The sequence below is a fragment of the Aquimarina sp. AD10 genome, from assembly GCF_003443715.1.
Taxonomy (GTDB): domain Bacteria; phylum Bacteroidota; class Bacteroidia; order Flavobacteriales; family Flavobacteriaceae; genus Aquimarina; species Aquimarina aggregata.
Genome location: NZ_CP031965.1, coordinates 1,312,877 through 1,338,265, shown reverse-complemented (window position 1 = coordinate 1,338,265; position 25,389 = coordinate 1,312,877). Strand labels below are relative to the sequence as shown.

Annotated in this window: 28 protein-coding genes; 16 read left to right on the top strand and 12 right to left on the bottom strand. The window is 30.7% G+C overall.

Annotated features, from left to right (window positions below):
* Positions 1-129 precede the first annotated feature (129 nt).
* From D1816_RS05705 to D1816_RS05670, 8 genes are all read right to left on the bottom strand, one after another.
* A complete protein-coding gene (locus D1816_RS05705; RefSeq protein ID WP_118501513.1) occupies positions 130-564 on the bottom strand; it encodes a lipocalin family protein in 435 nt (144 codons plus the stop codon).
* A gap of 77 nt (positions 565-641) precedes the next feature.
* Positions 642-1,538: an FAD:protein FMN transferase gene (locus D1816_RS05700; protein ID WP_082832332.1), complete on the bottom strand. Its 897-nt coding sequence runs from the start codon at positions 1,536-1,538 to the stop codon at positions 642-644.
* Positions 1,539-1,628: 90 nt separating this feature from the next.
* Entirely contained in the window at positions 1,629-2,069 is a 441-nt protein-coding gene (locus tag D1816_RS05695; RefSeq protein ID WP_118501511.1) for a thioredoxin family protein, read from the bottom strand.
* A gap of 147 nt (positions 2,070-2,216) precedes the next feature.
* Positions 2,217-2,729 (bottom strand): GTP cyclohydrolase II RibA, encoded by a 513-nt coding sequence (gene ribA / locus D1816_RS05690; protein ID WP_066309335.1) that lies wholly within the window; start codon positions 2,727-2,729, stop codon positions 2,217-2,219.
* 19 nt (positions 2,730-2,748) lie between these two features.
* Positions 2,749-4,167, bottom strand: coding sequence for a hypothetical protein (locus tag D1816_RS05685; RefSeq protein WP_118501509.1), 1,419 nt, complete (start codon positions 4,165-4,167; stop codon positions 2,749-2,751).
* A 156-nt stretch (positions 4,168-4,323) separates the two neighbouring features.
* Positions 4,324-5,130, bottom strand: coding sequence for a TerC family protein (locus D1816_RS05680; RefSeq protein WP_118501507.1), 807 nt, complete (start codon positions 5,128-5,130; stop codon positions 4,324-4,326).
* Positions 5,130-5,507 carry a DNA topoisomerase IV gene (locus tag D1816_RS05675; protein WP_066309340.1) on the bottom strand — a complete coding sequence of 126 codons (378 nt, stop codon included), beginning with the start codon at positions 5,505-5,507 and terminating at the stop codon, positions 5,130-5,132. The genes D1816_RS05680 and D1816_RS05675 overlap by 1 nt, the downstream gene beginning before the upstream one ends.
* A gap of 70 nt (positions 5,508-5,577) precedes the next feature.
* Complete coding sequence (locus D1816_RS05670) at positions 5,578-6,054, bottom strand: helix-turn-helix domain-containing protein (RefSeq protein WP_066309343.1); 477 nt, start codon at positions 6,052-6,054, stop codon at positions 5,578-5,580.
* Positions 6,055-6,435: 381 nt separating this feature from the next.
* On the opposite strand from D1816_RS05670, the gene D1816_RS05665 reads away from it, so the two are divergent.
* From D1816_RS05665 to D1816_RS05635, 7 genes are all read left to right on the top strand, one after another.
* Positions 6,436-7,593, top strand: a complete 1,158-nt coding sequence (locus D1816_RS05665; RefSeq protein WP_118501505.1) for a M14 family zinc carboxypeptidase — start codon at positions 6,436-6,438, stop codon at positions 7,591-7,593.
* Positions 7,594-7,668: 75 nt separating this feature from the next.
* Entirely contained in the window at positions 7,669-8,148 is a 480-nt protein-coding gene (locus D1816_RS05660; protein ID WP_066309347.1) for an Lrp/AsnC family transcriptional regulator, read from the top strand.
* A 151-nt stretch (positions 8,149-8,299) separates the two neighbouring features.
* A complete protein-coding gene (locus tag D1816_RS05655) occupies positions 8,300-10,885 on the top strand; it encodes a phosphoenolpyruvate carboxylase (RefSeq protein WP_066309349.1) in 2,586 nt (861 codons plus the stop codon).
* A 105-nt stretch (positions 10,886-10,990) separates the two neighbouring features.
* Complete coding sequence (locus D1816_RS05650; RefSeq protein WP_118501503.1) at positions 10,991-11,503, top strand: DinB family protein; 513 nt, start codon at positions 10,991-10,993, stop codon at positions 11,501-11,503.
* 67 nt (positions 11,504-11,570) lie between these two features.
* A complete protein-coding gene (locus tag D1816_RS05645) occupies positions 11,571-11,951 on the top strand; it encodes a nuclear transport factor 2 family protein (RefSeq protein WP_118501501.1) in 381 nt (126 codons plus the stop codon).
* 22 nt (positions 11,952-11,973) lie between these two features.
* A complete protein-coding gene (locus D1816_RS05640) occupies positions 11,974-13,089 on the top strand; it encodes an AraC family transcriptional regulator (protein ID WP_118501499.1) in 1,116 nt (371 codons plus the stop codon).
* Positions 13,090-13,184: 95 nt separating this feature from the next.
* Positions 13,185-14,381 (top strand): leucine-rich repeat domain-containing protein, encoded by a 1,197-nt coding sequence (locus D1816_RS05635; RefSeq protein ID WP_118501497.1) that lies wholly within the window; start codon positions 13,185-13,187, stop codon positions 14,379-14,381.
* Positions 14,382-14,413: 32 nt separating this feature from the next.
* Here the strand turns inward: D1816_RS05635 and D1816_RS05630 are convergent, their stop codons facing one another.
* From D1816_RS05630 to D1816_RS05620, 3 genes are read right to left on the bottom strand one after another with little or no spacing between them, the layout of a single operon-like run.
* Entirely contained in the window at positions 14,414-15,043 is a 630-nt protein-coding gene (locus D1816_RS05630; RefSeq protein WP_118501495.1) for an alpha/beta hydrolase, read from the bottom strand.
* 16 nt (positions 15,044-15,059) lie between these two features.
* Positions 15,060-15,908: an alpha/beta fold hydrolase gene (locus D1816_RS05625; protein WP_066309377.1), complete on the bottom strand. Its 849-nt coding sequence runs from the start codon at positions 15,906-15,908 to the stop codon at positions 15,060-15,062.
* Positions 15,909-15,911: 3 nt separating this feature from the next.
* Positions 15,912-16,475 (bottom strand): TetR/AcrR family transcriptional regulator, encoded by a 564-nt coding sequence (locus D1816_RS05620; protein ID WP_066309378.1) that lies wholly within the window; start codon positions 16,473-16,475, stop codon positions 15,912-15,914.
* 88 nt (positions 16,476-16,563) lie between these two features.
* Here D1816_RS05620 and D1816_RS05615 point away from each other — a divergent pair, with 88 nt between their 5' ends.
* The 6 genes from D1816_RS05615 (at position 16,564) to D1816_RS05590 (ending at position 22,371) form a co-directional block, all read left to right on the top strand.
* Positions 16,564-16,989, top strand: a complete 426-nt coding sequence (locus D1816_RS05615) for a PaaI family thioesterase (RefSeq protein WP_066309385.1) — start codon at positions 16,564-16,566, stop codon at positions 16,987-16,989.
* A 1-nt stretch (position 16,990) separates the two neighbouring features.
* Positions 16,991-18,073: a chorismate-binding protein gene (locus tag D1816_RS05610; RefSeq protein ID WP_118501493.1), complete on the top strand. Its 1,083-nt coding sequence runs from the start codon at positions 16,991-16,993 to the stop codon at positions 18,071-18,073.
* 55 nt (positions 18,074-18,128) lie between these two features.
* Complete coding sequence (gene menD / locus D1816_RS05605) at positions 18,129-19,850, top strand: 2-succinyl-5-enolpyruvyl-6-hydroxy-3-cyclohexene-1-carboxylic-acid synthase (RefSeq protein WP_118501491.1); 1,722 nt, start codon at positions 18,129-18,131, stop codon at positions 19,848-19,850.
* A 105-nt stretch (positions 19,851-19,955) separates the two neighbouring features.
* Complete coding sequence (locus D1816_RS05600) at positions 19,956-20,297, top strand: DUF2853 family protein (RefSeq protein ID WP_066309394.1); 342 nt, start codon at positions 19,956-19,958, stop codon at positions 20,295-20,297.
* Positions 20,298-20,466: 169 nt separating this feature from the next.
* Positions 20,467-21,300: a S1 RNA-binding domain-containing protein gene (locus D1816_RS05595; RefSeq protein ID WP_066309396.1), complete on the top strand. Its 834-nt coding sequence runs from the start codon at positions 20,467-20,469 to the stop codon at positions 21,298-21,300.
* Positions 21,301-21,417: 117 nt separating this feature from the next.
* Positions 21,418-22,371 (top strand): ion transporter, encoded by a 954-nt coding sequence (locus D1816_RS05590; RefSeq protein ID WP_066309399.1) that lies wholly within the window; start codon positions 21,418-21,420, stop codon positions 22,369-22,371.
* A gap of 7 nt (positions 22,372-22,378) precedes the next feature.
* On the opposite strand, the gene D1816_RS05585 is transcribed toward D1816_RS05590, so the two are convergent.
* The gene (locus D1816_RS05585) at positions 22,379-22,819 is read right to left on the bottom strand and encodes a hypothetical protein (protein ID WP_118501489.1); all 441 of its coding nucleotides are present in this window, start codon (positions 22,817-22,819) and stop codon (positions 22,379-22,381) included.
* Positions 22,820-22,989: 170 nt separating this feature from the next.
* Between D1816_RS05585 and D1816_RS05580 the strand changes: the two genes are divergently transcribed.
* The 3 genes from D1816_RS05580 to D1816_RS05570 are packed head-to-tail and all read left to right on the top strand — an operon-like array spanning position 22,990 to position 25,389.
* Positions 22,990-23,832, top strand: a complete 843-nt coding sequence (locus D1816_RS05580; RefSeq protein ID WP_198403790.1) for a 1,4-dihydroxy-2-naphthoyl-CoA synthase — start codon at positions 22,990-22,992, stop codon at positions 23,830-23,832.
* 50 nt (positions 23,833-23,882) lie between these two features.
* Positions 23,883-24,707 carry a hypothetical protein gene (locus tag D1816_RS05575; protein WP_118501487.1) on the top strand — a complete coding sequence of 275 codons (825 nt, stop codon included), beginning with the start codon at positions 23,883-23,885 and terminating at the stop codon, positions 24,705-24,707.
* A 58-nt stretch (positions 24,708-24,765) separates the two neighbouring features.
* Positions 24,766-25,389, top strand: coding sequence for a hypothetical protein (locus tag D1816_RS05570; protein WP_118501485.1), 624 nt, complete (start codon positions 24,766-24,768; stop codon positions 25,387-25,389).

The following is a 25,389-nucleotide window of genomic DNA, read 5'->3' as shown; positions in this document are numbered from 1 at the left end:
TATAGTTTTATACTTTAGAATATATACACATTAGTTTAAAATGCGAATTTCCAATAAAAAATATATTTCTAAAAAAAAATCTTAGTATTCCGTTAGAAATACTAAGATTTTAAATATGAAATTATAGATTTAATTTTGTGGTTCAGATTTTGCTTTTGCAGCAGTGCTAATGCTGGTATTACTTCCTCTTACTAATGTGTACGGTTTATCTCCGTACTTTAGGACTAACTTACTAGGTGATAGTTCTATTATATCGACTTCGATTCTATCGCTATCACTATTGTTTTTAGTTAATTTTGGTAATTTAGAAGAAGTTCTTTCTTTATATTCCAGCACGAGAGTTTTGTCTTTAATACTCCAAGTACCTAAACTTGAATTTTCAGATTTAATTCTGCTGAAAGTTCCATCACTTTTAAAATTGAATTGAGCACCATGAAGCAATTGATTACTCTTAGTATTTTTCATGTCTTCTTTCCAATTTCCTACTAGGGTCGAGGCGTCTTGAGCACTTAAGGATAACGTAAAAAAAGCTATCAATAAGCTTAAGGTTAAGGTTCTTTTCATTTTAGATTTGTTTTGGATAAAGATAATAATTTAATACAATCTTTATTATTTGGGGTTTAATTTAAAATTCTAAATTACTAATTATTATCAATTTGTATATGATCAGATGTATAAATATCTCCTTTATCACTAATAATTATACATTCTATCTGTGCCAATTGATTTATTCTATTCATACCAACTTCTTTTCCCATTACAAATATTGATGTAGCTAGGGCATCGGCTAATTCTGCTTTTGGAGCAAAAACTGTCACACTTATAATACCACTAGAAGGGTACCCCGTTCGAGGGTCTATAATGTGTGAATATCTTTTAGTATTAAAAGATACAAATTTTTCATAATTACCAGAAGTGACTACGGCACCGTTTACAATGGGTAGCAGCGCAAAAGCCTTTGTTTTATTTAGAGGATTGGTGATTGCGACTTTCCAATCGTTACCATCAGGTTGTTTTCCCCAAGTATTCATATCACCAGAGGCGTTAATAATACCAGCGCTTACTTTGTTTTGAATGAGTAATGCCTTTGCTTTATCAGCGGCATATCCTTTGCCGATTGCTCCAAAACCAATTTTCATTCCTTTTTTATTCAAGAAAACAGTAGAGTTTTCTTTATCCAAAACAACATGTCGATATCCAACTTTAGCTACCGAAGCTTTAATTTTTTCTTCTGTAGGCATTTTAGTCATACTGCCATCAAACTTCCAAATTTTATCCATAGATGCATATGTAATATCAAAAGCTCCGTCGGTAAGTTTAGATATACCTATAGATCGGTTAATAAGATCAAATAACTCTTGATCCACTTTTACAGGTCGAATACCTGCATTTTTATTGATTAATGAGGTTTGAGAACTTTGATCCCAGGAAGAAATAAGTTTTTCTATTCTCGAAATCTCTGCTACTGCTATATCTATATATTGATTAGCCTGTATAGTATCTTGAGCTACTACAGTAATATCAAAACGGCTTCCCATAAGTAGAAGAGTACGTTTGTGTGTTTGCTGTGCAGACCCTAATACATGCAAAAAAATGAATATAACAATACTTGTATAAGCTCTCAATAATTAACTTTTAAAAGATTCTAATAATTTAATGTATGCTGAAGGTGTTGTTTTTTTATATCCTGTTTCGCCAAGTACAGTCCCATTTTTATCCATAACCACTACAAAAGGAAAAAAACCATTCTTGTTATATTTTTCGGCCAATTTATTATTTTGCTCTTGCAGCTCTGGAACCAATTGATTTTTCTTTTTTCTTGGAAAATCTGCTTGTACCATAATAAAATGATCTTTTGAATAGGATTTAAACTCTTCAGAATTAAAAATTTCTCGATCTAATTTTATACACGGAACACACCAATCAGAGCCTTGAAAAACAAGTATAATATTTCGGTTTTGTTCAGCAGCATTAATTTTAGCTTTTTCAAAATTAGTAGTCCATTCTTGTGCCTGAAGGGTAGTGCTTGTAAAAGTAAATAACAAGGCTATGATTAAAAATCTATACATTATGCTTGATGTTTTAAATGATCATAATTATATAAATAGACTGTTTTTTTTATACAATCTTACATAATTTAAAGTATAAAGATAAAAATCTTTGTACTCTATAAGTACAATATTTATACCAAATAGAGTAGAAGGCCTACTTGAAATTTAGAGTATCGTAGGTTGTGTTCCTGTAACAATAATACCGTGTTCAGTTAATGTGTTTACTTTATTTGGATTGTTTGTGAGCATTTTAATTGATTTTACTCCGATTTCTTTTAGAATATCAGCAGCACTTCTAAAATCTCTATTGTCTTTTTTAAAGCCAACGGCTTCATAGGCCTCTGCTTGAGGAACTCCTTGTTTTTTATAGATTGCACTTTTTAACAAAGCATAATGCCCATTTCCTTTACCCTCTTGGTCTAACCAAATAACGATTCCTTTGCCTTCTTTTTGTATAAGTTGTTGAGAGATTTCCATTTGCTCTCTACAATCACATTCGATACTATTAAAATGATGTCCAAATATGCAAGAGGAATGTACACGACATAAAATGTCATTTTCATCTTTTACATCACCCATCACGAGGGCAAAAGATTCCTTTTGCCCATCGTAAAACATCATTTCATGATATTCTCCAAATTTTGTTTTTAAATTTCCTTCTGCAATTTTTACGATCATGATATGTTTTTTAATCGGCTTATTTTTTTGAATTTAGTATTTTTTCTATTTCTGTGAGTCTGTTGGATAAAGATTTTAATTCTTTATTTTCTTCTTCAAGTTTTTTGATTTTCTTTTCTTGTTGAATGGTGTATAAGGTTAGCTCTTCTATTTTTTGTAATAATTTACTATCCATTTCCCCAAGAAAGATACCATCTTTTGCTACTTGTTTAGCACTAGGAATATCTTTAAGATGTCCTTTTTCTTTAATATGATTTTCTACATCTAATAAAGAGGGGAGTTTATAGTCATCATAAAACACAAAATCAGACCAACCGGTTTCTACCTTTATTTCTTTAGCTCTTATTTTACCATTTACGGCTAGTTTCCATGAACCAGGGTTTATTGTTCCTATGCCAATATAGCCTCCATTAATAATTGATAAAGTTTCTATGTTACCACCATCTATAAAGGATAATCTATCTGTATTTGTTGTTTTATGATATTGTAAAGAAAAACTATTAGAAGTAGAACCATTACCTGAGTAAAAACTTAAAGAAGATTTACCTTGTGTATTTTCATTTAATTTTCCAATATTAATTTGTGGAGAAGTAGATTTTAAAATTGAAAACACTTCTTTGTTACCACCATCTAAAAATGATAATTTGTCATTAGTAGTATCCTTGTTATATTGAACAGTAAATCCATTAGCTACGGTCCCATTTCCTGCAAAAAAACTTAGAGAAGATTTCCCTCCATTATTTGTATTTAATTTCCCAATAGCTAAGGTTGGATTGACCGAACTATGAAGCTGTAGTAAATGTTCAGGATTTGTTGTTCCTATCCCGACACTACCGTTCTCAGTAAAAACAATTCTATCCGTTATTCCTCCTGGTTGAAACCTTATTTTGCCTACTGAAGATCTAAGTATTAATCCATTTAGCAATTGACTATCAGTACCTAATACACCAGAATTAGACCAACTATTTACTTGATTATAATTTGAAGATGTAGATAACAAATAAACAGAATTTCCAGATGTTCCATTTCCAATAGAAATACCTCTTCTTGCAGATGTTCCATTATTTTTATTGGTAATTTCTAGTATAGTATTGCCGTTTAGATTTTTTTCTATATCCAAAATAGCACTAGGGTCATTTGTTCCAATTCCAACATTTCCAGTAGTTCCCAAAACATTTGGGTTTAGAATTATATGATTTTGAGAAGATAATAATAGGTTAGTAATTAATGAGTTAGTATTTGATCTAGTCGCTTGAATTTCAAAATTTCCATCGATATTCGTTTTAAACCTGGCAAGAGAATGGGTACCTTGAATTCTTAATTTAGAATCGGGATTATTATAACCAATTCCAACATTGCCATTTGGTAATTCTGTTATTTGTGCGCTCCCTAAAAAACTTAATGTTGCGCTAATTAGTGTTAAAATGGTCTTTTTCATTTTTATAATTTAGAATCTTTTCTGTTAATACTATACTAGTATATGTTTTAGGTACAGAAAATGTTACTTTAGGAAGTAACATTTTTATTTAAAAAAAACAGAAAGCTACTTATAAAAGTAACTTTCTGTTTTATGTTCTATTTTATGTGTTGAGCTTTAATTTTTTTGTCCACTAAGCTTTCCTTTTTTACGCAGTTTAAAGTTTAAAAACTCAATAAATAAAGAAAAAGCTATGGTAAAGTAAAGGTACCCCTTAGGTATTGTACCTGCTTCACTATCAAATATTTGTAAATGCGCAAGATGTGCAGCTTCAGCGATTAACATAAACCCAATTAAGATCAAAAAAGATAACCCTAAAATTTGTACAGAAGGATGTTTATTCACAAAACGACCTACCGGTGTTGCAAACAACATCATAATTAATACAGAGACTACAACTGCAATAATCATTAATATTAAAGCATCATTTGGATTTTCACTAAGACCGTTGGTCATACCAACAGCAGTAAGTATAGAATCAAAAGAAAAAACAACATTAATTAATGTAATTTGCACGATAGCATTTGAGAGCGTAGAAGAGCTCTTAGCTGCTATTTCTTTTTCTTCCTCACCTTTTTCATCTACTTTTTCATGAATTTCATGTACGCTTTTGTACAAGAGGAAAATACCTCCTCCAAATAAGATTAGGGCTTGTCCGCTGATACCAGCCTCAATCCATGGCAAATTGATATGCCAAAACGGAGCTTCCATAGCAACAAGTAATGATATACCAAAAAGTAAAACAATACGCATCACCATGGCTAATAATAGTCCTATGTTAGTAGCTTTTTTTTGTTGATTTTGAGGTAACTTGCTGGATGCTATCGAAATAAATATGATATTATCGATACCCAAAACGATTTCTAGAAAAGTTAATGTTAGCAGAGCTACCCAGGCATCTGCTGATGCGAAAATTTCAAACATTATTTTATTTTTTTTGCGGTTCCACGTTGTTTATTTTTGGCTACTCCTACAAGTCCGTATTCAAAAGTGTAGGTTTGATCATCGGTTGATAAGATTTTCATATGTATCGCCTTTTCTTCAGCCATATTTTTTGGATGTATTTTTTTTACGATATATTCACATGGATTAATCCACCGAATACTTGAGGTATCACTTTTACCTTGAAAATAGTCTATTTCTAGAGTATCATTGCGCACAAAAGTGGTTTTGACTAATTCTCCGTTAAGATAAGTTTCGAATTCAAATGTCCCCGTTTTAAAATCGGTGCAATTACGTTCTTGTTGATAACAACTTGTAAAAAGTAAGCTTAGGAGCCCTATAAAAGCAATTTGCTTCATATGATAATTTAACTAGAGAACGAAAATAAATTTATTTCCAGAGAGTATAAAGCCAGATAAGAAAAAGTTGTTAAGTTTTTTTCATTTGGTAAGAACTAAAAGTTCCATCGACATAAAAAATGACAATGCGATCTATCGTAGTATCTCCTACTGAAGTCTTAGGAATTTGTTCTATGTGAGATTCGGTTATTGATATTTCCTTTTCTGGAACATCTGATTGTGAAAATAAATCTTGATCAGATGTATCTAACAGAGTAGAGGTTTTTGGTTGTATAGGGGATTCTATAATCGGTTCTTTTTGTTCAATAATAGATTCTTCTGATTTTGGAAACGCACCTTTTCCATAAAGCAACCATTGTAAATCTACATCAGTATATGCTTCAGTTATTTTCATAACAAAATCTAAGCTTGGTTTGTTTCTTCCTGATAAAATATGTGAAATAGAGGATCTACCAACACCCATATAATCTGCAAAAGAAGAAGCTGATACAGCATAGTGATCCATTATTTTTTGGATTCTTTTTCCAAAGTCTGTAGTGTTTACCATTGTAAACTATTGTTTAATTAAAACTTGAATACAAATGTAAACAATTTATGTAAAACAATAGGTTTACAAATGTAAATCAAGAAGGTTTTAATGTAAATTATAACTTAAAATAACTATATATAACTAATTGATTTATAACATATTGAATATTAATTAGATAATTCAATAAACATCTTGATATTTATTTAGATACATTTGGAAATTCGGGTTTATAAGCTGTTTACAATTAGAAACAAAACCCATAAATCAGAATGTTTACAAATGTAAATATAGCGTAGTTACATTTGTAAATTATAGTTAGTGTTACATTTGTAACTTATTCTTTTATTGTTATGAATACTGGATAAACAATACTAATTTTGTTGTTTGACTACATACATTATGAAGATAAGTACATTACAGAATTTGTTTAATAAACATAAAGAATCATCTTTATTTGGGCGTTATATTAACCTACATCATATTACTCCTTTACTAGATAAATTATCAACTAAAACAAGCGTAAAACAAATAGGGACTTCAGAAAATAATGCTCCTATTCATCTTATAACATTAGGTACTGGATCCAAGAAACTTTTGTTTTGGTCACAGATGCATGGAAATGAAAGTACAACTACAAAAGCTGTTTTTGATCTTTTAAATGTTCTTACAGATACATCAAACGAATTTGCTACATCAGTATTAAAAGAATGTACTCTATATATTGTTCCTATATTAAGTCCAGATGGTGCAATGGCATATACCAGACTTAATTATAATAATGTTGACTTAAATAGAGATGCTCAGACAAAAACACAAAAGGAAAGTATTGTTTTGCATGAACTCATAACTACTATTAAGCCTGATTTCGCTTTTAACCTTCATGGTCAACGTACTATTTTTAGTGCAGGAGAAACTAATTTACCTGCAACAGTATCATTTTTATCCCCTGCAGGCGATAAAGAGCGTTCAATAACGTTAAGTAGAAAAATAGCGATGCAAGTGATAGCCAAAATGAATACGGTGTTACAAGAGTGTATACCTGATCAAGTAGGACGATATGATGATGGTTTTAATATTAATTGTGTTGGAGATACATTAGAGTCTATAGGAATACCAACTATTTTATTTGAGGCTGGGCATTATCCCAACGATTATGACCGAGAAGAGACTAGAGCATACATTTTCTATGCTTTAATGATTTCTTTACATTGCATTACTTATGATCATATAACAGGAGACCAGTATAAAGCATATTTTTTGATTCCTGAGAATGGAAAATGCTTCTATGACGTTATTATAAGAGACGTTATTTTAAAAGACAAGAATGTAGATATAGCGGTACAGTATACTGAGAAATTATCTGAAAATAATGTGAAATTCGTACCAAAGATTGTTAAAATTGAAAACTTACGAAAATTTTACGGACACAGAGAAATTAAGGGTGAAAAGAGAACAATACGTAACGAAAACCTTAGAGTAGAGATAGTTCCAGAGATTGACTTGTTAAAATTTTACTTAGATTCTGAATTATTCTCAATAGAATCGATAAAAAGATGAAATAAAATGTATGAAAACTTTATTTTTCTGTTATTTTTGCAATGTAAATAATCGGGAAAAATAATATGAATTACTATGGCAAAATTTAAATTAGACGAAGTAGATCACCAAATTTTGGATATGTTGATTGAAAATACGCGTACTCCTTTTACGGATATTGCAAAGAAATTATTGATTTCTGCAGGTACCGTGCATGTACGAGTTAAAAAAATGGAAGAAGCAGGAATTATTGAAGGCTCTTCATTAACATTGGATTACAGAAAATTAGGATATTCATTTATAGCTTATGTAGGTATATATCTACAAAATACTTCGCAAACTAAGTTTGTGTTACAAAGAATTAATGAAATACCTTATGTAACTGTTGCTCATATTACTACTGGAAAATTTAATATTTTCTGTAAAGTAAGAGCAAAAGATACTAATCATGCAAAAGAAATTATTTTTATGTTAGATGATATCGATGGAGTATATCGTACAGAAACTATGATTTCTTTAGAAGAAAGTATTAATGATAAAAAACGCTTAATGCATTCTATTTTTCAGGATATGTAAAGGGTATCTATTGATATAATATAAACCCTTTAAGAAAGTTTCTTAGAGGGTTTTTTTAAGTTTAAGAAATACAAACAAAGAATTGATAGCTATATTATTTCTTGTAATATGTATTTAAATATAACCACAAACCACAATTACCACCACAAAAATGGCTAGAATTCCAAAAATAGAACGTTTTAATGAAAATGTTCTGGCAAAGTATCAGATCTATAATAGTATATTCATGACTTTGCCGTTTGACACTATTACAAATACAGGTGTACTTTTGCCACTATTTAGCGAAGTATGTGAAAAAGGCTATGATGCCCACAAAAATCCAACAGAGATTGTAGAAAACTTTTTTAACCTGTATCAGGACAATCCTTCTGAGAAAGAAAAACATGATTTATTGTTTAGGTTTATACAATACATCGAGCGTCAAGTAGTATTGTTTGATGCTATAGAAGATGCCGCTTTTCCAGTTGTAAATAATATGGATGGTAGAGGGACATTAAGAAGTATAAAAGAAGAAGCACAAGCAAAGGGACAATTAGAAGAACTTAAAGAATATCTTCGACGATTTAAAATTCGTCCCACATTAACGGCGCATCCCACACAATTTTATCCAGGAACTGTTCTTGGGATTATTCATGATTTAGATAAAGCAATTCGAGGTAATGATTCTGCAAGAATTAAAAAATTATTGGCTCAATTAGGTAAAACCGCATTCTTTAAAAAGGAAAAACCAACACCATATGATGAAGCTGTAAGTTTGATTTGGTATTTAGAAAATGTATTTTATCACTCTGCAGGTACTATTTACAATTATATTCAACAAAATATCTTTGAAGGTGAGGATATGGAGAATGATTTGATCAATTTAGGGTTTTGGCCAGGAGGAGATCGTGATGGAAATCCATTTGTAACCACAGAAACTACTCTTAAAGTTGCAAAAAGATTACGTAAAACTGTTTTGATCAACTATTACAGGGATATTAGAAATCTTAAGAGAAGGATTACTTTCGGAAACCTTCAAGAAAAAATAGGAGTCTTAGAGACGGCATTATATGACAACTTTTACTACGCAAAAACAGCAGAACCATTATCAATTGAAACGTTAATGAATGGCTTATTAGAGGTAAAAGAAGAATTGATTGCAGAACACCAATCTTTGTTTTTAGAAGAATTGCAAAATTTGATTAATAAGGTAAAAATCTTTGGTTTTCATTTTGCTACTCTTGATATACGTCAAGACTCAAGAATTCATCATAAAGTATTGACCGATGTAGTTAGAAAGAGTATTGCTTTAGGATTAAATATTTTTCCTGAAAATTATGAGTCTTTATCCGATCAAGAACAAATTGAAATATTATCAAAAGCAAACGGTAAATTAGACCCTTCGGTTTTTGAAGAAGATATTACTAGAGCTACATTAGAATCTATTTATGCGATAAAAACTATTCAGGAAAAGAATGGTGAACGTGCTGCAAACCGTTATATTATTAGTAATAACGGAAATGAGCTTAACGTTATGGAAACTTTTGCTCTAATTAGACTTTGTGATTGGGAGTTACCTACTGTAGATGTTATTCCGCTTTTTGAAACTGTACCTGATTTACAAGTAGCGCATCAAGTAATGGAATCACTGTATAGTAGTCCTGTCTACATGGCACATCTTAAGCGTCGTGGGATGAAACAAACCATTATGCTTGGATTCTCTGACGGAACTAAAGATGGTGGATATTTAATGGCAAATTGGGGGATTTTTAAAGCTAAAGAAGCACTAACAGAGGTTTCTAGAAAATATGATGTAAAAGTTGTGTTCTTTGATGGTAGAGGAGGACCACCGGCAAGAGGAGGAGGAAATACAAATCAATTCTATGCCTCTCTTGGCCCAACAGTAGAAGATGAAGAAATTCAATTAACAGTACAAGGGCAAACTATTAGTTCAAATTTTGGAACTTTAGATTCCTGTCAGTATAACTTAGAACAGTTGCTGGGAGCTGGTGTAGAAAACGAATTGACTAATAATGAGGGTAATTTGTTTTCTGCAGAGAATAAGGAAACAATGCAGAACTTGGCAGATACAAGTTACCAAGCTTATGTAGACTTTAAAAATCACCCAAAGTTTCTACCGTATTTAGAACATATGAGTACTTTAAAATACTATGGTAAAGCGAATATCGGAAGTAGACCTTCAAAAAGAAGTAAAAGTGCAACTCTAGATTTTGGAGATCTACGTGCAATACCTTTTGTGGGTAGTTGGAGTCAGTTAAAACAAAATGTTCCTGGATTTTATGGAGTAGGAACAGCTCTAAAGGTATATGAAGATAAAGGCGAATTTGATAAAGTAATATCACTTTACAAAGGTTCTCCGTTTTTTAGAACTTTAGTTGGTAATAGTATGATGAGTCTTACAAAATCATTCTTTGAGTTAACCGCTTATATGAAAGAAGATGAGCAATATGGAGCATTTTGGGATATTATTCATGATGAATACCTTTTGACAAAACGATTGTTGTTTAAGTTGACTGGTTATTCTGAGCTAATGCAAAATGAACCGGCAGGAAAAGCGTCGATTGATATTAGAGAAAATATTGTTTTGCCATTACTTACGATACAGCAATATGCGCTCAAGAAAATTCAAGAAATCCAAAGAGGAGGAAATGTAGACGTTGATGAATTGGAGGTTTATGAGAAAATGGTAACACGCTCATTATTCGGAAATATAAATGCAAGTCGTAATTCTGCATAAAGAAGAGAATTATAAAGTACTGTTAAGAGTATAATGTAATGAGGTAGGAATTGTTAAATTCCTACCTCATTTTTAATTACAATAACTTTTATTATAGTTTGTCTTATGTTATCTCAAGTAAAAGAAGGAGAATACAATCCGTATTATGGTACTTACATATCAAAAGCATCACATGCTGATATTGTAGAAGGCCTGCAAAGTGGTAAAAAAGAATTTACAGATTTTGTTAATGCTATTCCCTTAGAAAAATGGTCATATGCTTATGCAGATGACAAATGGTCAGTTGCAGAAGTGTTGCAACATTTAATTGATACCGAACGTATTTTCTCGTATCGTGCACTGCGTTTTGCTAGAAATGACAAAACACCAATTGTTGGATTTGATCAGGATAACTATGTACCGTATTCAAATGCTAACAATTATAGTAAAGAAGATATACTATCTGATTTTGAAGCTATGCGTAATAGTTCTATTGCTTTATTTAGAAGTTTTACAGACGAAATGTTAGGAATGATCGGAGAAGCTAGTGGTAGTCCAATGAGTGCAAGAGCAGCAGGTTATATTCTTTTAGGTCATCAAGTACATCATTTTGAGGTTATTGAAGAGCGATATTTGTAAAAAAAAAATAATCAAATTGTACCTCTAAGCTTTGTAGCTTAGAGGTGCAATATAATTAAATTGGAAAATGAAGGAACAAGTAGCTAAAAAATATCTTTCTTTTTTAGAAAAAGGCGAGATAGACAGGGTAGTTGATTTATTTACAGACGATGGTCTTGTAATATCACCATTGTATGGTACTAGGCCTGCAAAAGATTTTTATAAAGCTTTAGCTGCAGATACTACTGAATCTATATTAACATTTGATGGATTATTTTTTGAGAAACAATCAAATAGAATTTCTTTACTTTTTGATTATGATTGGAAATTAAAGACTGGTGAAAATGTACAATTTAAGGTTGTGGATATTATTGAGCTAAATTCAGAAAATAAGATAGAGAAACTTACGATAATATACGACACAGTCCATAGTAGAGATGTTCTTAAAGAATTGCGTAAAGTTCAATAAATTATAACAATTACATACGATAATGAATTTGACACTAACAAGTGTACTTTTACTTTTTGGGATTTTTCAAAGTGTAGTAATGATTCTTCTTATACTTATAACAAGAAATAGGAAGCAAATTCAAAATAAGTTATTGATTTCGATTTTAGGAGTATTAGGATTGTCAATTTTGCCTACATTTTTAGGTAATTCAGGAATAATTCAAAATAATCCTAACCTGATGTTTTTACCTGTACGTCTTTCTATTTTTATATTTCCTCTTTTGTTTTTGTATGTTAAATCGGTTTTTGTTTCAGATTTTAAAATAGGTATACCAGACCTAAAACATCTTGTTTTTCCTTTCGCATTTTGGATTTATAGTATCATATTATGGATTAATACTATTAATCATTCTTTAGAAGCAAAGGGCACTGTGGCTTTAACTTTTTATTATTTTCAAATTAAATATGTGCATGATGTTTCCTTGTTGTTAATGCTTTTAATCTATACTTGGTTTGCCTATCAATTAATAAATAAAGCTAAGAACTATAGGCTTTCTAAGAACCAGTTGCAGTTTTATAAATGGTTAAAGTATTTATTCTTTTTCTTAATGGCGGGTGCTATTTTAGATCTTGTTTCCATTGTAATAGGAGAAGTTTATGGTTATTGGAAAGGAAGCCCTTTGGATGAATTATTGGGAATTTCATTTACTATTCTTATTAAAATATATTACTCTATAATAGTGTATGTTATATCAGTAATTGGGTATGCCTCTTATTCAAAATTTATAGTAAGTAATTACCCTGTAATTGATAATGCGATTTCTAATAAAATTATAGAAGCGATGGAGGTTAAGAAAATGTTTCTTAATCCGGATCTCTCTTTGCGTATTTTGGCAGAAGATTTAGATACGACTACGGGAGTTGTATCTAAGATCATTAATACTGATTTTAAAGTGTCTTTTAACGATTTTGTTAATAAATATCGAATAGAAGAAGTGAAAAATAAATTAGATACTGACTCTAGCGGTCAGTTTACTTTATTGGCTCTAGCACAAGATTCTGGTTTTAAATCTAAAACAACTTTTTATCGCGCTTTTCAAAAATTCACTTCGCACACACCTAAATCTTACCTTAAAACATTGAATTCTCAAAAATAAAGTTCCAAATTATATTTTGGAACATATTTCATCCTAATTCTTTTTAATTCTGTTTAATATCAAAATAGCTTTGCTTGCTCACCAATAATATAGTTATGATAAGTTTAGTAATGAGTTTTAAAAAAAGAATGAGTTTTCTAGTAGTTCTATTAATTGCATCATCTGCAGTATATAGCAAATCAGAAAAAATAGATATTCCAGATTTTTATTTAGAAAAAGCTATCCGAGAATTTCAAGATAAACCTACTGGGGATATCACTAAAGATGATCTTGAATCTTTAACACGATTTGTAGCTATCGGAAAAGGAATAGTAAACCTTAAAGGATTAGAATATGCTAAAAACCTGAAAACATTGTATCTAGATAACAACAAAATAGAAGACTTAGAGCCTTTGCAAGAGCTTAAAAGTCTTAAAAAACTTAGCTTAAATGGAAATCTAGTGTCTGATGTAAAATCACTCTCAAATCTGGTTAATTTAGAGAATTTGTCAATGGATAGAAATCAAATATATGACTTAAGAAAACTAGATAAGCTTGTGCATTTAAAGGGAATTACATTTAATTTTAATAAAATAAGCAATATATCTGTTGTAGAAAATTGGAAAGAGCTAACGCATTTTAATATGGCATTTAATATGTTAGAAGATTTATCTCCATTATCTGAATTAGTAGATTTACATGGAATCTGGATCCCGAATAATAAAGTGAAAGATATAAGCGTATTGGCAAAATTATCAAAGCTAGAAATACTTATTCTTGGAAACAATTATATTTCAGATATCGAGGTTATTAGTCTATTAGCTAATGTTGTACAATTAAATTTGGAAGATAATGAGATCAAAAATTTTTCTCCTTTATCAAAATTGAAAAATATTGGAGTTTTAACTCTTAAAAACTGCAGTATAATTGATTTATCTTTTATAAAAAATATGGATAGTATAGAATGGCTGGATCTTAGAGATAATAGTTTGAAAGATATTTCTGCTTTAGTTGATTTAGTAAAGATGAAAAAACTATTGATTTCTAGAAATCAAATAAAATCTTTACTTCCTGTAGCAAATATGTCGGATTTAAGATGGTTGGCATTAGAAGGAAATCATATAAACAATTTATGGCCTTTATATCACCTTACAAATCTTACAGATGTAATGCTATTTAATAATCCGTTAAAAGCGAAAAAGAATAAAATAGTAATTTCTAAAATGAAATCAGAAGGGAAAAATGTAGAAGATTTAGCTTATGAGATAAATTCAATATTTCAGACAGAGCCTAGTAGGGTTTTAAAAGATTAATTATAAAATATTAAAAATGATAATCTAATATATCAAAGGACATTAACTAGTGTTTTTGGATCTAATTCATGTCCACCAGAATGAGTCCTAAATTCAATTTGTGGTATGATTTGTTTTACACGTTCTTTCTCGGCATTTACCTTTTCTATTTCGAAATAAGGATCTTTTTCTCCTAGAATATGTGTTACCTTGGTATCTGTTGACATAAATGTGAAATCGTCTTTGGACAATTCTTTAGGAAAACCACCAGAAATCATTACAATAGCGTGGCAGTTCTTTTTCCTACTAGCTATCCAACGACTCGCAATACTAACACCTTGCGAATATCCTAAAATAACAAACCTTGTAGTGTTTGGTATGTTTTCGGCAGCTACAACAGCATCAATATAATTAAGTACGTTCTGGGTTTCTGTTTTTGTATTTTCTTTGGTAAGCCAACTAGCGCCAACACGTCGGTAATCTTCTCCTTTGTAATATTTCGAAGGAGCTTGAGGTGCAATGATATAATTCTCTTCTTTGTCTAAACTCTCAAACAAACGAATAAAATATCGACTTAGATATCCAATACCATGAAATACCAACCATACATTTTTTGTTTTAGAAGTTAATTCGTTTAACGTATCATAGGTGTTAATAGATTGATATGTTGCTTCTTTTTGCATAATTAGTATTGTGATTTTATAACTGAAACCATTCGTTTATAAGAGGCCACAAGATATCTTGATTTTTTATTCTAAAAAAATCAAAATGACCAATAGTTTTTAAATTATAATCCGAAGGCGTAATGTGTTTTCTTGTGATGTTAGCATTGTTATATACCCGTTTGCCTAAAATATCAACTGATTTTTTTGGCGCAAAAAGATCATCTTCAATGCTTATCAATAACATTGGAGCTTTGATGTCTTCATAATATGTAGTGTTGTTTCCTTTGGTAAAATGCAGCATAGAATCAGGATGCAGTAAGAATGTAGCCCAGTCTTTTGCTGTTTTTGTAGTTAGTGGACTTCCTAGCCCAAACCAATTAGAGGGATAGTATCCTAAAAGGGTTGTCGTGATTGGTACGAATAACCTAAAATTTAGATGAATAAGTAATTTCATCTTTAAAGAAAAATGCTTGTAATACCCAAATTGAGAGGCTATTGTTAAGTATTTGTCATAATATTGATGGGCATCACTAAAACCAATACTGTTCCCACCATAACTATGCCCAATCATGTATTGTTGATTATTTGGGAATTTTTCTTTTGCATATTTCGAGATGGTTTTAAAATCTAAAGCCCAAGAAAAATAACCATGATCTTTTAGGTATTTAATATTTTGTGATCGTGAATAACCAATACTGCGATAATCAAATGTAAATACATTACATCCCTTGTTAGCTAAATATTTAGCCATATTGAAATAAAATTTTTGGGGAACAGCAACAGCAGGGGCGAATACTACAGTTTTTTGATTCGGAGTTTGAGGTTTAAATTCATGAACTACAATTGGATAATTGTCAAAAGAGTTGATAGTATGTGTTGTCATCAATTATTTGTTTAGTATTAATTTTTCCATTCTGGAAATAGCATTCTTTAAATATTTTTGGTCATCATACACTTGCACTAATAAAATACCACCTTCAATATCTTGAACAATTTGTTCTGCAAGTACTAAAGAGTCTTTTGAAGAATGGTGATGTTCTAGCAATACCTGTATTCCTGAAATGAAATCTTGAAAGAAAAGACGTATTTCGGTTTTATAAATTGGATCAAGATGGATAGTCTCTAATGCAGTATTTGCCATAATACAACCTCCATCCGATATGCTAAATACTTTATACAGTAATTGTTTTAGTTTAAGAAGTTTTTGATCTAGACTTAACTCATCATTCTTGATAATTCGAGAGAAATTGTAATTAAAGTAACTGTACACTGTATCTAATACTTCTTTTATTAGTGTTTCTTTATTATTGAAGTAATAATAAAAATGAGATTTTTGAATGTTACATGCTTTAGCCAATGCACTTAAACTACTATTGTGTACACCTCTAACTCTTAGCACCGGTATGACTTTTTGCAATAACTCTTCTTTAGATGTTTTTATAGATGGCATTTTATTGAACGTTCGTTAAAATAATAAATAAATATAGTTAGAATATTTTAGTGCCTTTGTTTATTTTTACTTAAAATTTTATGTCACTATGAAATTAACACAAGAAGAAGTGTTGGAACAATGCGCAAAAATGTGTAAAAATACTCTTATGGAAACACTAGAGATTTCTTTTTGCGAAGTAGGTAAGGACTACTTAATAGCAAAAATGCCAGTTACACCTCGAGTGCATCAACCAGATGGAGTGTTACATGGCGGAGCGATGGTGGCTTTGGCAGAAAGTGTTGGTAGTGCTGCAACTCAGATGTTTCTGAATAGTAAAGAGTTTAGTATTCGGGGAATAGAAATTTCTGCTAATCATGTTAAGAGTATTAGAAGTGGATATGTATTTGCTCGCGCAGAGGTAGTTCATCAAGGAAGAACGACTCAATTATGGGATATTAAAATTAGAGACGAAGAAGAAAATCTAATATCTATTGTAAAATTAACTACTATAGCACTTCCAAAAAGAAAATAGTATGAACATAAAGGATGTTTTTACTAAAATCAATAAACAATACCAAGACAAATTACCTTTTGTAGTTTATCGTAAACCGGGTGAAGATATATTAAAATGTCTTTTACAAAAGAATGATGTATTACATCAAATGGATTCTTATGATACTTCTGGTTTTGTTTTTGCACCATTTGATAACAAATCAAAATCAATTCTTATTCCTGTTAAAAATAGTGAACATTACCAGTGCGCCTTAGCTAAATTAGTTGCGCCTGAGAATATTGATAGTTTTCGAGAAAATAGAACAGTTAATGATCTTTCTAAACAAGAGCACATTAAATTAGTAAATAAGGGTATTCAAGAAATTAAATCCGGTATTTTAAAAAAAGTAGTACTATCACGTAAAGAAGAAGTTGATTTTACTAATAATAATTTGTTAGATGTATTTTCTGAACTGTTGAATAAATATCCTAATGCCTTTGTGTATTGTTGGTATCATCCTAAAGTAGGGCTTTGGTTAGGAGCTACTCCAGAAACACTGGTTGAAACTAAAGAAGGGAGCTTTCACACAATGGCTTTAGCTGGAACACAACCATATATAGATACGGTAGATGTACAATGGGGGGATAAAGAGAAAGAAGAGCAAGCAATGGTTACTGATTTTGTACTAAAACAACTTTCATCAGTGATAAAGAATATTTCATCTTCTGAAAGATATACCCATAAGGCTGGTACATTATTACATTTGCGAACAGATATTCAAGGCGGTATAAGTGATGAAATGATACCACAATTTCATAATGTTATCAATGTGTTACACCCAACACCAGCTGTTTGTGGATTGCCTAAAGATAATGCCAAGTCTTTTATCTTACAAGAAGAAGGTTATGATAGAAAGTATTATACAGGCTTTTTAGGAGAGGTTAGTTTTGCCTCAAACGAGGAGATGCAATCAAATTTATATGTTAATCTTAGATGTATGTCTATTTCGGAAAATAAAGCAAGTATTTATGTAGGAGGAGGAATTACAAAAGACTCTATTCCAGAATTAGAATGGGAAGAAACCGTAAGAAAAACCGAAACAATGAAAAATGTTTTGTTGTAAATTACTACAAAAACGCTAGTGTAAATTAGTATGATATTGTAATTTAGCTTTTCGAATGAAAACACGCTTATATTCAAAAATCCCTTTAGCACAAACCATTGTTTCTTTATGTGAGGCTAAAGATATATATCATATTGTTATTTCACCGGGATCAAGAAATGCTCCATTAACTATAGGTTTTAGCGAGCATCCTGAAATGAAATGCTATAGTATAGTTGATGAACGTTGTGCAGCTTTTTTTGCATTAGGAATCGCGCAACAGATAAAAAAACCGGTAGCATTAGTTTGTACATCTGGTAGTGCTTTGTTAAATTATTATCCTGCGATCTCTGAAGCATTTTATAGTGATATCCCTTTAGTGGTGCTAAGTGCAGATAGACCGATAGAACGCATTGATATAGGGGATGGTCAGACCATACGACAAAAAAATGTATTCGAAAATCATATTTTGTATTCTGCAAATCTTTACTCAGAGATCGTAACAGAGAAAAAAATTGATGATATTAAAGTCCAGCAAAAGCAACATGAAGCGCAAAAGCATAACGAGAGAGAGATTAACCTCGCTTTAAATAAGGCAATTGAGCAAAAGGGACCTGTTCATATTAATGTACCTTTTTATGAACCTTTGTATGATAAAATAACCAAACCTTCTGTGTTTCCTAAAAATATACCGGTTGAATATCCAGAACATCATATTGCAAAAAATGTTCATTTAGAAATGGTAAATTTATGGAACACATCAAAACGTAAAATGATCCTTATAGGGGTTAACTCGCCAGAGGTAGTAGACCTAGAATGGATAGAGTTATTAGCAAAAGATCCTTCTGTTTTGGTTTTAACAGAAACTACATCAAATATTTATCATTCTAGTCATATTAATTGTATTGACCAATTAATAACATCTTTATCGGCAGAAGAGTTTGAAGAACTCCAACCTGATGTTCTATTAACAATAGGAGGAATGGTGGTCTCTAAACGTATTAAAGCTTTTTTAAGAAAATACCAACCACAATCACATTGGCATGTAGATGATAAAAAGGCGTTTGATACATATTTTTGTTTAACAGAGCATATAAAACTAAAACCTAATTCTTTTTTTAAAGATTTTTTACCCGATACATTACCCATAAAAAGTACTTATAAATCAAAATGGATTTCTATTCGAGATCAAAGAAGAGATAAGCATAAAATATATCTTAACGATATTGTGTTTAGTGATCTTAAAGTTTTTGAAACACTATTCAGTGAAATTCCAGAAAATCAAATAATACAATTGAGTAATAGCTCAACTGTTCGTTATGCCCAGTTATTTTCATTAAAACCGTCATTTAAAGTATTCTGCAATAGAGGGACTAGTGGTATCGATGGCAGTACATCAACAGCTATAGGAGCATCATTAATATCTGGGGCAACTACTTTAATTTCTGGGGATTTAAGTTTCTTTTATGATAGTAATGCTTTATGGAATAATTACATCCCTTCTAACTTTAAAATTATTATAATAAATAATCAGGGAGGGGGCATTTTTAGAATACTACCTGGGAAAGAAGAAAATACAAATTTTAGTACATATTTTGAAACGACTCATAATCTTACAGCGATACATTTATGTAAAATGTATGGTTTTAAATATCATAGCGCAAGCGATCATGAAGAGGTTAGAGAAAAGATGCAATTGCTGTATCAAAATAATAATGTACCTCAATTATTAGAGATTTTTACGCCTAGAAAAGAAAACGACAGTACTTTAATCGATTATTTTAAGCATTTCATCTAATAAGCAATGTTGGATATACTTTATTAGTTATTTATTCATTTATATTTCATCTATCTTTGGATAAACAAGTAATAATTAACTAATAACCTAAAACATAATCACCTTATGAGTAAGAGAGATGAACTAATCACTAAGTACGCTGCTGACATCAAAGATAAAATAGGTCAGACACCTGATATGGATCTATTAACTAAAGTTACAATAGGATGCGGACCATCAATTTATAATGCTGATGCAGCTACAGTATCTGGTAGTGATCCAAAAGAATTGGAAACAGTAAAGAAAAATTTTCTTATTAAAAAGTTAGGTCTTGCAGACGGAGCTAAGTTAGACGAGGCTATTGCTTCAGTTATCGATGCTTATGGTAAATCTAACCGTAATAAGTACAGAGCTGTTGTTTATTATCTTTTGACAAAACATTTCAAAAAAGAATCTGTATACAAATAGGGGATATAAGTGCCCTAGATTGTAGCAATTTATTGTGAAAAAGAAACCTCGGTAGTTTTATACTACCGAGGTTTCTTTTTACTCCATCAATTTTTAGGATAAATTAAAAACATGAGTCTTATCTGTATTCATAATTTTAAAAAAGTATCTTTGCACAAAAATTTAAGAAATGCTAAAACTTGGCGTATATAATACTTTAGAAGTAGTAAGAGAAAGAGATCAAGGAATTTATCTCTGTGATGAAGAAGGAGATGAAGTTTTATTGCCTAATAAATATGTTCCTGAAGAATTTAAAATTCGAGATGAAATTAAGGTATTTGTATATTTAGATAGTTCTGAACGTATTGTAGCTACTACACTAGAACCCTATGCAACAGTAAAATCTTTTGCTTATTTAAAATGTACTAGTGTTGCTGAAATTGGGGCGTTTTTAGATTGGGGTTTAGAAAAAGATCTTTTTGTGCCCTTTAAAGAGCAGGCATCAAAGATGCGAAAAGGTAGTTGGTACCTTGTGTATGTTTATTTAGATCAAGAAACAAATAGGTTGCTTGCTTCTAGTAAAACAAATAAATTTCTTGATAATTCTTTAGTATTATTATCACCTTTTGACGAGGTAGACCTAATAGCATCTCATCCTTCTCCTCAAGGGTGGAATATGATTGTAAACCAAAAATACCTTGGGTTAGTCTATAGCGACGAGATTTTCCAAAAAATAAGTGTGGGAGATCAGTTAAAAGGATTTGTAAAAAAGGTTCGTCCCGATGGAAAAATAGATATTACCCTTCAAAGACACGGATTTAGAGGTATTGAGCCTAATGCTCAGCAAATTTTAAAAGAATTAGAGTCAAGTGGCGGTTTTATAGATTTAAATGATAAATCAGACCCTAAAGATATTGAAGCTGTTTTTCAATTGAGTAAAAAGAGTTTTAAAAAAGCAATTGGTACACTATATAAAGCTAGAAAAATCTCAATAGAAAAAGATGGAATACGATTGTTAGAATAAGCAATAAAAGGAACTGAAATTTGTTTAAGTAGTTGACTATAAATTCATAAATGATTTATTTTTTTAAATTTATATTCTCAAACTAAATAATTTCAACAACTTAACCTTTTATTTCTAATGGTCTTACTATGCAAAAAAATTGCAGATTCTAAGTGGTTCCAAAACTTTATAATTGTTGTTATTTTACTTGCCGGAGTTTTGGTAGGCATACAGACTTATGGAGAAAAAGTCGCGCACTGGACAACTATTATTGATAAACTTGATTGGATAATTTTAATCATTTTTACTGTTGAAGTTCTAATAAAAATTACAGCGGAAGGAAGTCAACCTCAAAATTATTTTAAAGATCCCTGGAATTTATTTGATTTTTTTATAGTTGTTGCCTGCTATATTGGGCCATTTTTAGGAGATAATGCAGAGTTTCTTCCTGTACTCAGGCTAATTCGAATTCTTAGAGTTTTTAAATTAATTACTGCACTTTCAGAATTACAGTTAATCGTTGGTGCACTATTAAGAAGTATACCATCTATGGCTTATATCAGTTTATTGCTAGGTATGTTGTTTTACATATATGGTGCTATGGCTGTATTCTTATTTGGAGAAAATGACCCAATTCATTTTGAAAACTTGCAGAGAAGTATACTGTCTCTTTTTAGGGTGATTACTTTAGAAGATTGGACAGATATCATGTATATCAATATGTATGGGTGTGATTCATATGGATATGATGGTAACGAAGCATTATGTGTCAATCCCAAAAGCTCTCCGATTTTGGCGTCCATGTTTTTTGTATCTTTTGTTTTAATAGGGACTATGGTGGTTCTTAATCTTTTTATTGGAGTGATAGTGAACGGAATGGATGAAACTAAAACAGAGATAGAAATGAAAGCTAAAGTAAAGCGTAAGAATGAAGAGAATGGCACGAATCTCGAAAATGAAATGAAACTATTAATAGATAAGGTTGATTCTATAAAAGAAGAACTAGGAGTATTAACACATCTCTACGATGAAGAAAAATCAAATTCAAGTTTAAAAGAAAATGCCAAATATTATAGTAACGGTGAGTCTTAAAAGAAAATTAATATGCCAAACCAGTAATAGGGCAGAAAGCTCCGCTATATAGGGAAGCATCTTTATAAGCAATATTTTTTATACCGCTAGAATTGGTGTTAGAATTACCGTAACCATTTCCTGATATACTAAATGATGTTCTTTTTGTTTGAGGTTGTGGTATTGCTACATTGTATTTAGCATTAACAAACTTATTTTCTGGTAAATACATTGTTGTAACCTTGTTCTTTTTTCTGAGATATTGCTCACGCAGGTCAATACTTAGATCTACCTTTTGTAGTTGGTACTTGCTGGTTTCAGGAGTGTTTTCTGTTATAAAAGACAAAGGAGCACCTAGTTTCTCTAACTGAATATCTTCTATTTCTATAATAATAGATTTACTCTTTGTTTCTTGTCCATAAGAAATACAGCAAAAACACCCTATTAGTACAACTAAAAAACCTCTCATAATTATAAATATTCTATCAATATATAAAATTATATCAAAAACTATGCTAAATCTTCTTTGTAAACCTAAAAAAACACAAAATTTTATGATTTTCTTAGATTTGCCTTGTGATTGATGTGGTGTGGTAAGCTATATTGTAGTATTTTTGATAGTGAAAAAATAATAGTATAATGAGTTCAATAGATTGGAAAACGGTAAAAGAGTATAAAGATATAACCTATAAAAAAGCAAATGGTGTAGCACGGATTGCATTTAATAGACCAAATGTTAGAAATGCTTTTAGACCTAATACAACAAGTGAATTGTATGATGCTTTTTATGATGTTCAGGAAGATACGTCAATAGGTGTTGTTTTATTGTCTGCAGAAGGGCCATCTACAAAAGATGGAGTATATAGTTTTTGTAGTGGAGGAGACCAAAAGGCGAGAGGGCATCAGGGGTATGTTGGAGATGATGGAAGACATAGATTGAATATTTTAGAAGTACAAAGACTTATAAGGTTTATGCCTAAAGTTGTGATCGCAGTAGTACCTGGATGGGCAGTAGGAGGAGGACATAGTTTACATGTTGTCTGTGATCTTACTCTAGCTAGTAAAGAACATGCAATTTTTAAGCAGACAGATGCAGATGTAACTAGCTTTGACGGTGGGTATGGGTCAGCATATTTAGCAAAAATGGTAGGACAGAAAAAGGCTCGTGAAATATTTTTCTTAGGAAGAAATTATTCAGCTCAAGAAGCATATGAAATGGGAATGGTTAATGCTGTAATTCCTCATAAAGACCTAGAAAGTACAGCCTATGAGTGGGGCCAAGAAATATTAGAAAAATCTCCTACTTCTATAAAAATGTTGAAATTTGCAATGAATCTTACCGATGATGGTATGGTTGGGCAACAAGTGTTTGCGGGAGAAGCAACGAGACTAGCCTATATGACCGATGAAGCAAAAGAAGGAAGAGATGCTTTTTTAGAAAAAAGAAAACCTAATTTTAAGGATATAAAGTGGCAGCCTTAATTGTAAATAGCTTTTAATTACTTTTTGTTAAAAGTATAACTGTTTATAAAATGGATAAAAAAGAAGAAGAACTGTTGTCAATGCATTATCAGATTGAAAAAACTGATATTAAGCAGCAAAAATTTGAAGATCGTCTTAAGTCTATTTCAGAAGATTTAAAGAAGAGTAAGCGTATTAGAAATATGTATTTCGTGCTTATAATCGGGCTAATTTTGCTTATGATTGCTGGTAGTTTTTATTTGATTCAAAATAATATGATTTTTCCTTCAGATGCACCATCTGTTGAAAACTCTAATGAAATGAAGAAGCTTCTTATGATTAATGATTCATTACAACAAGAAGTACAAAAACTAAAAGAAGGAATCTCTGAAGAAATGAATAGTACTAAGGATTCTTCAGAAGCATATATGTATGATAGCTCAGGTTCGCGAATTGTAGTAGCTAATGATAGTATTGGATCAGATAAGGATTCTCTAAATAAATCAAAGCGTAAATTTAAAAGGCAATACGGTTATGTTAAAAAGGCTTTTAAAAGTAACGATGCCATTTTTGTTGAAGTAGACTTTATAGAGTTTTATAAAGGAAGATTAGCTGTGAAAAAAGCAAAAGAATACGGAGAAGCTGAGTATGATATTGATAAAAAGGGAGATACATTGTATTTTTTGTATAATAATTATTATATTCATAACAAGAATTCATCATCAAGAATTCTGGAACTGGACGATAAAGTGAGAGTGAAGATTGATAAAATTAATCAAATATCTAATGGATTTCCATTAAAAGCTTTTCAAAAGATTATTTTAGACCAACCTGTTTTAATCTTAGAAACTAATAATGATATTGTGTATAAAATATCTCAACAAAAACTCCTTTAAGCGTTGTATGATTTATAATCTTTAGTGTAACATAAAACTTCATAAATTTCCCCCAGCCATGAAAGTTCTTAAAGATGAGGATTTACTATCATTACATTATCAGATAGAAAAGTCCGAGATAAAACAAAAAAAATTGGAAGATCTTCTTGAAATAGAAGCAGAAAAGTTAAGGAGAACAAGAAAATCAAATAGACTATTTGGATCCTTTTCTGTTGTTTTCTTGTTATTAGCAGTATTCTTAATAGCAAATGCCTTTTATTCTAATAAATCTACTTCTAAAAAATCACAAGCTAATAGTAAGTATGCCCAAGAAATTTTAGCATTGCAAAATGAGTTAAATATTGCAAAAAATGAATTGGAGATCCTTAAAAAGGAAAAAGCTACGAGTAAAGAAATACAAGACTTATATCTTTATAGAAGTTTAATAAGCAGAGACACGGTATTTTCTGTTCAAATTAAAGCTGCTAACAATAAGAAAATATCTTCAATTTCTCAGAAATTTACCAATACCTTGGTGTATAGTGATGCATCTTTGTACAAACTGAGTTTAGGTATTTTTGAAACGTTAGCGGAAGCGCAAGATTTCAGAAAAACACTGATTCAGTCTGGAATATTAGATAAACGAATCTTCGTTATATCTTATAAAGATGGTAAACGTATTCGAATAGAGGATTACCGGTAA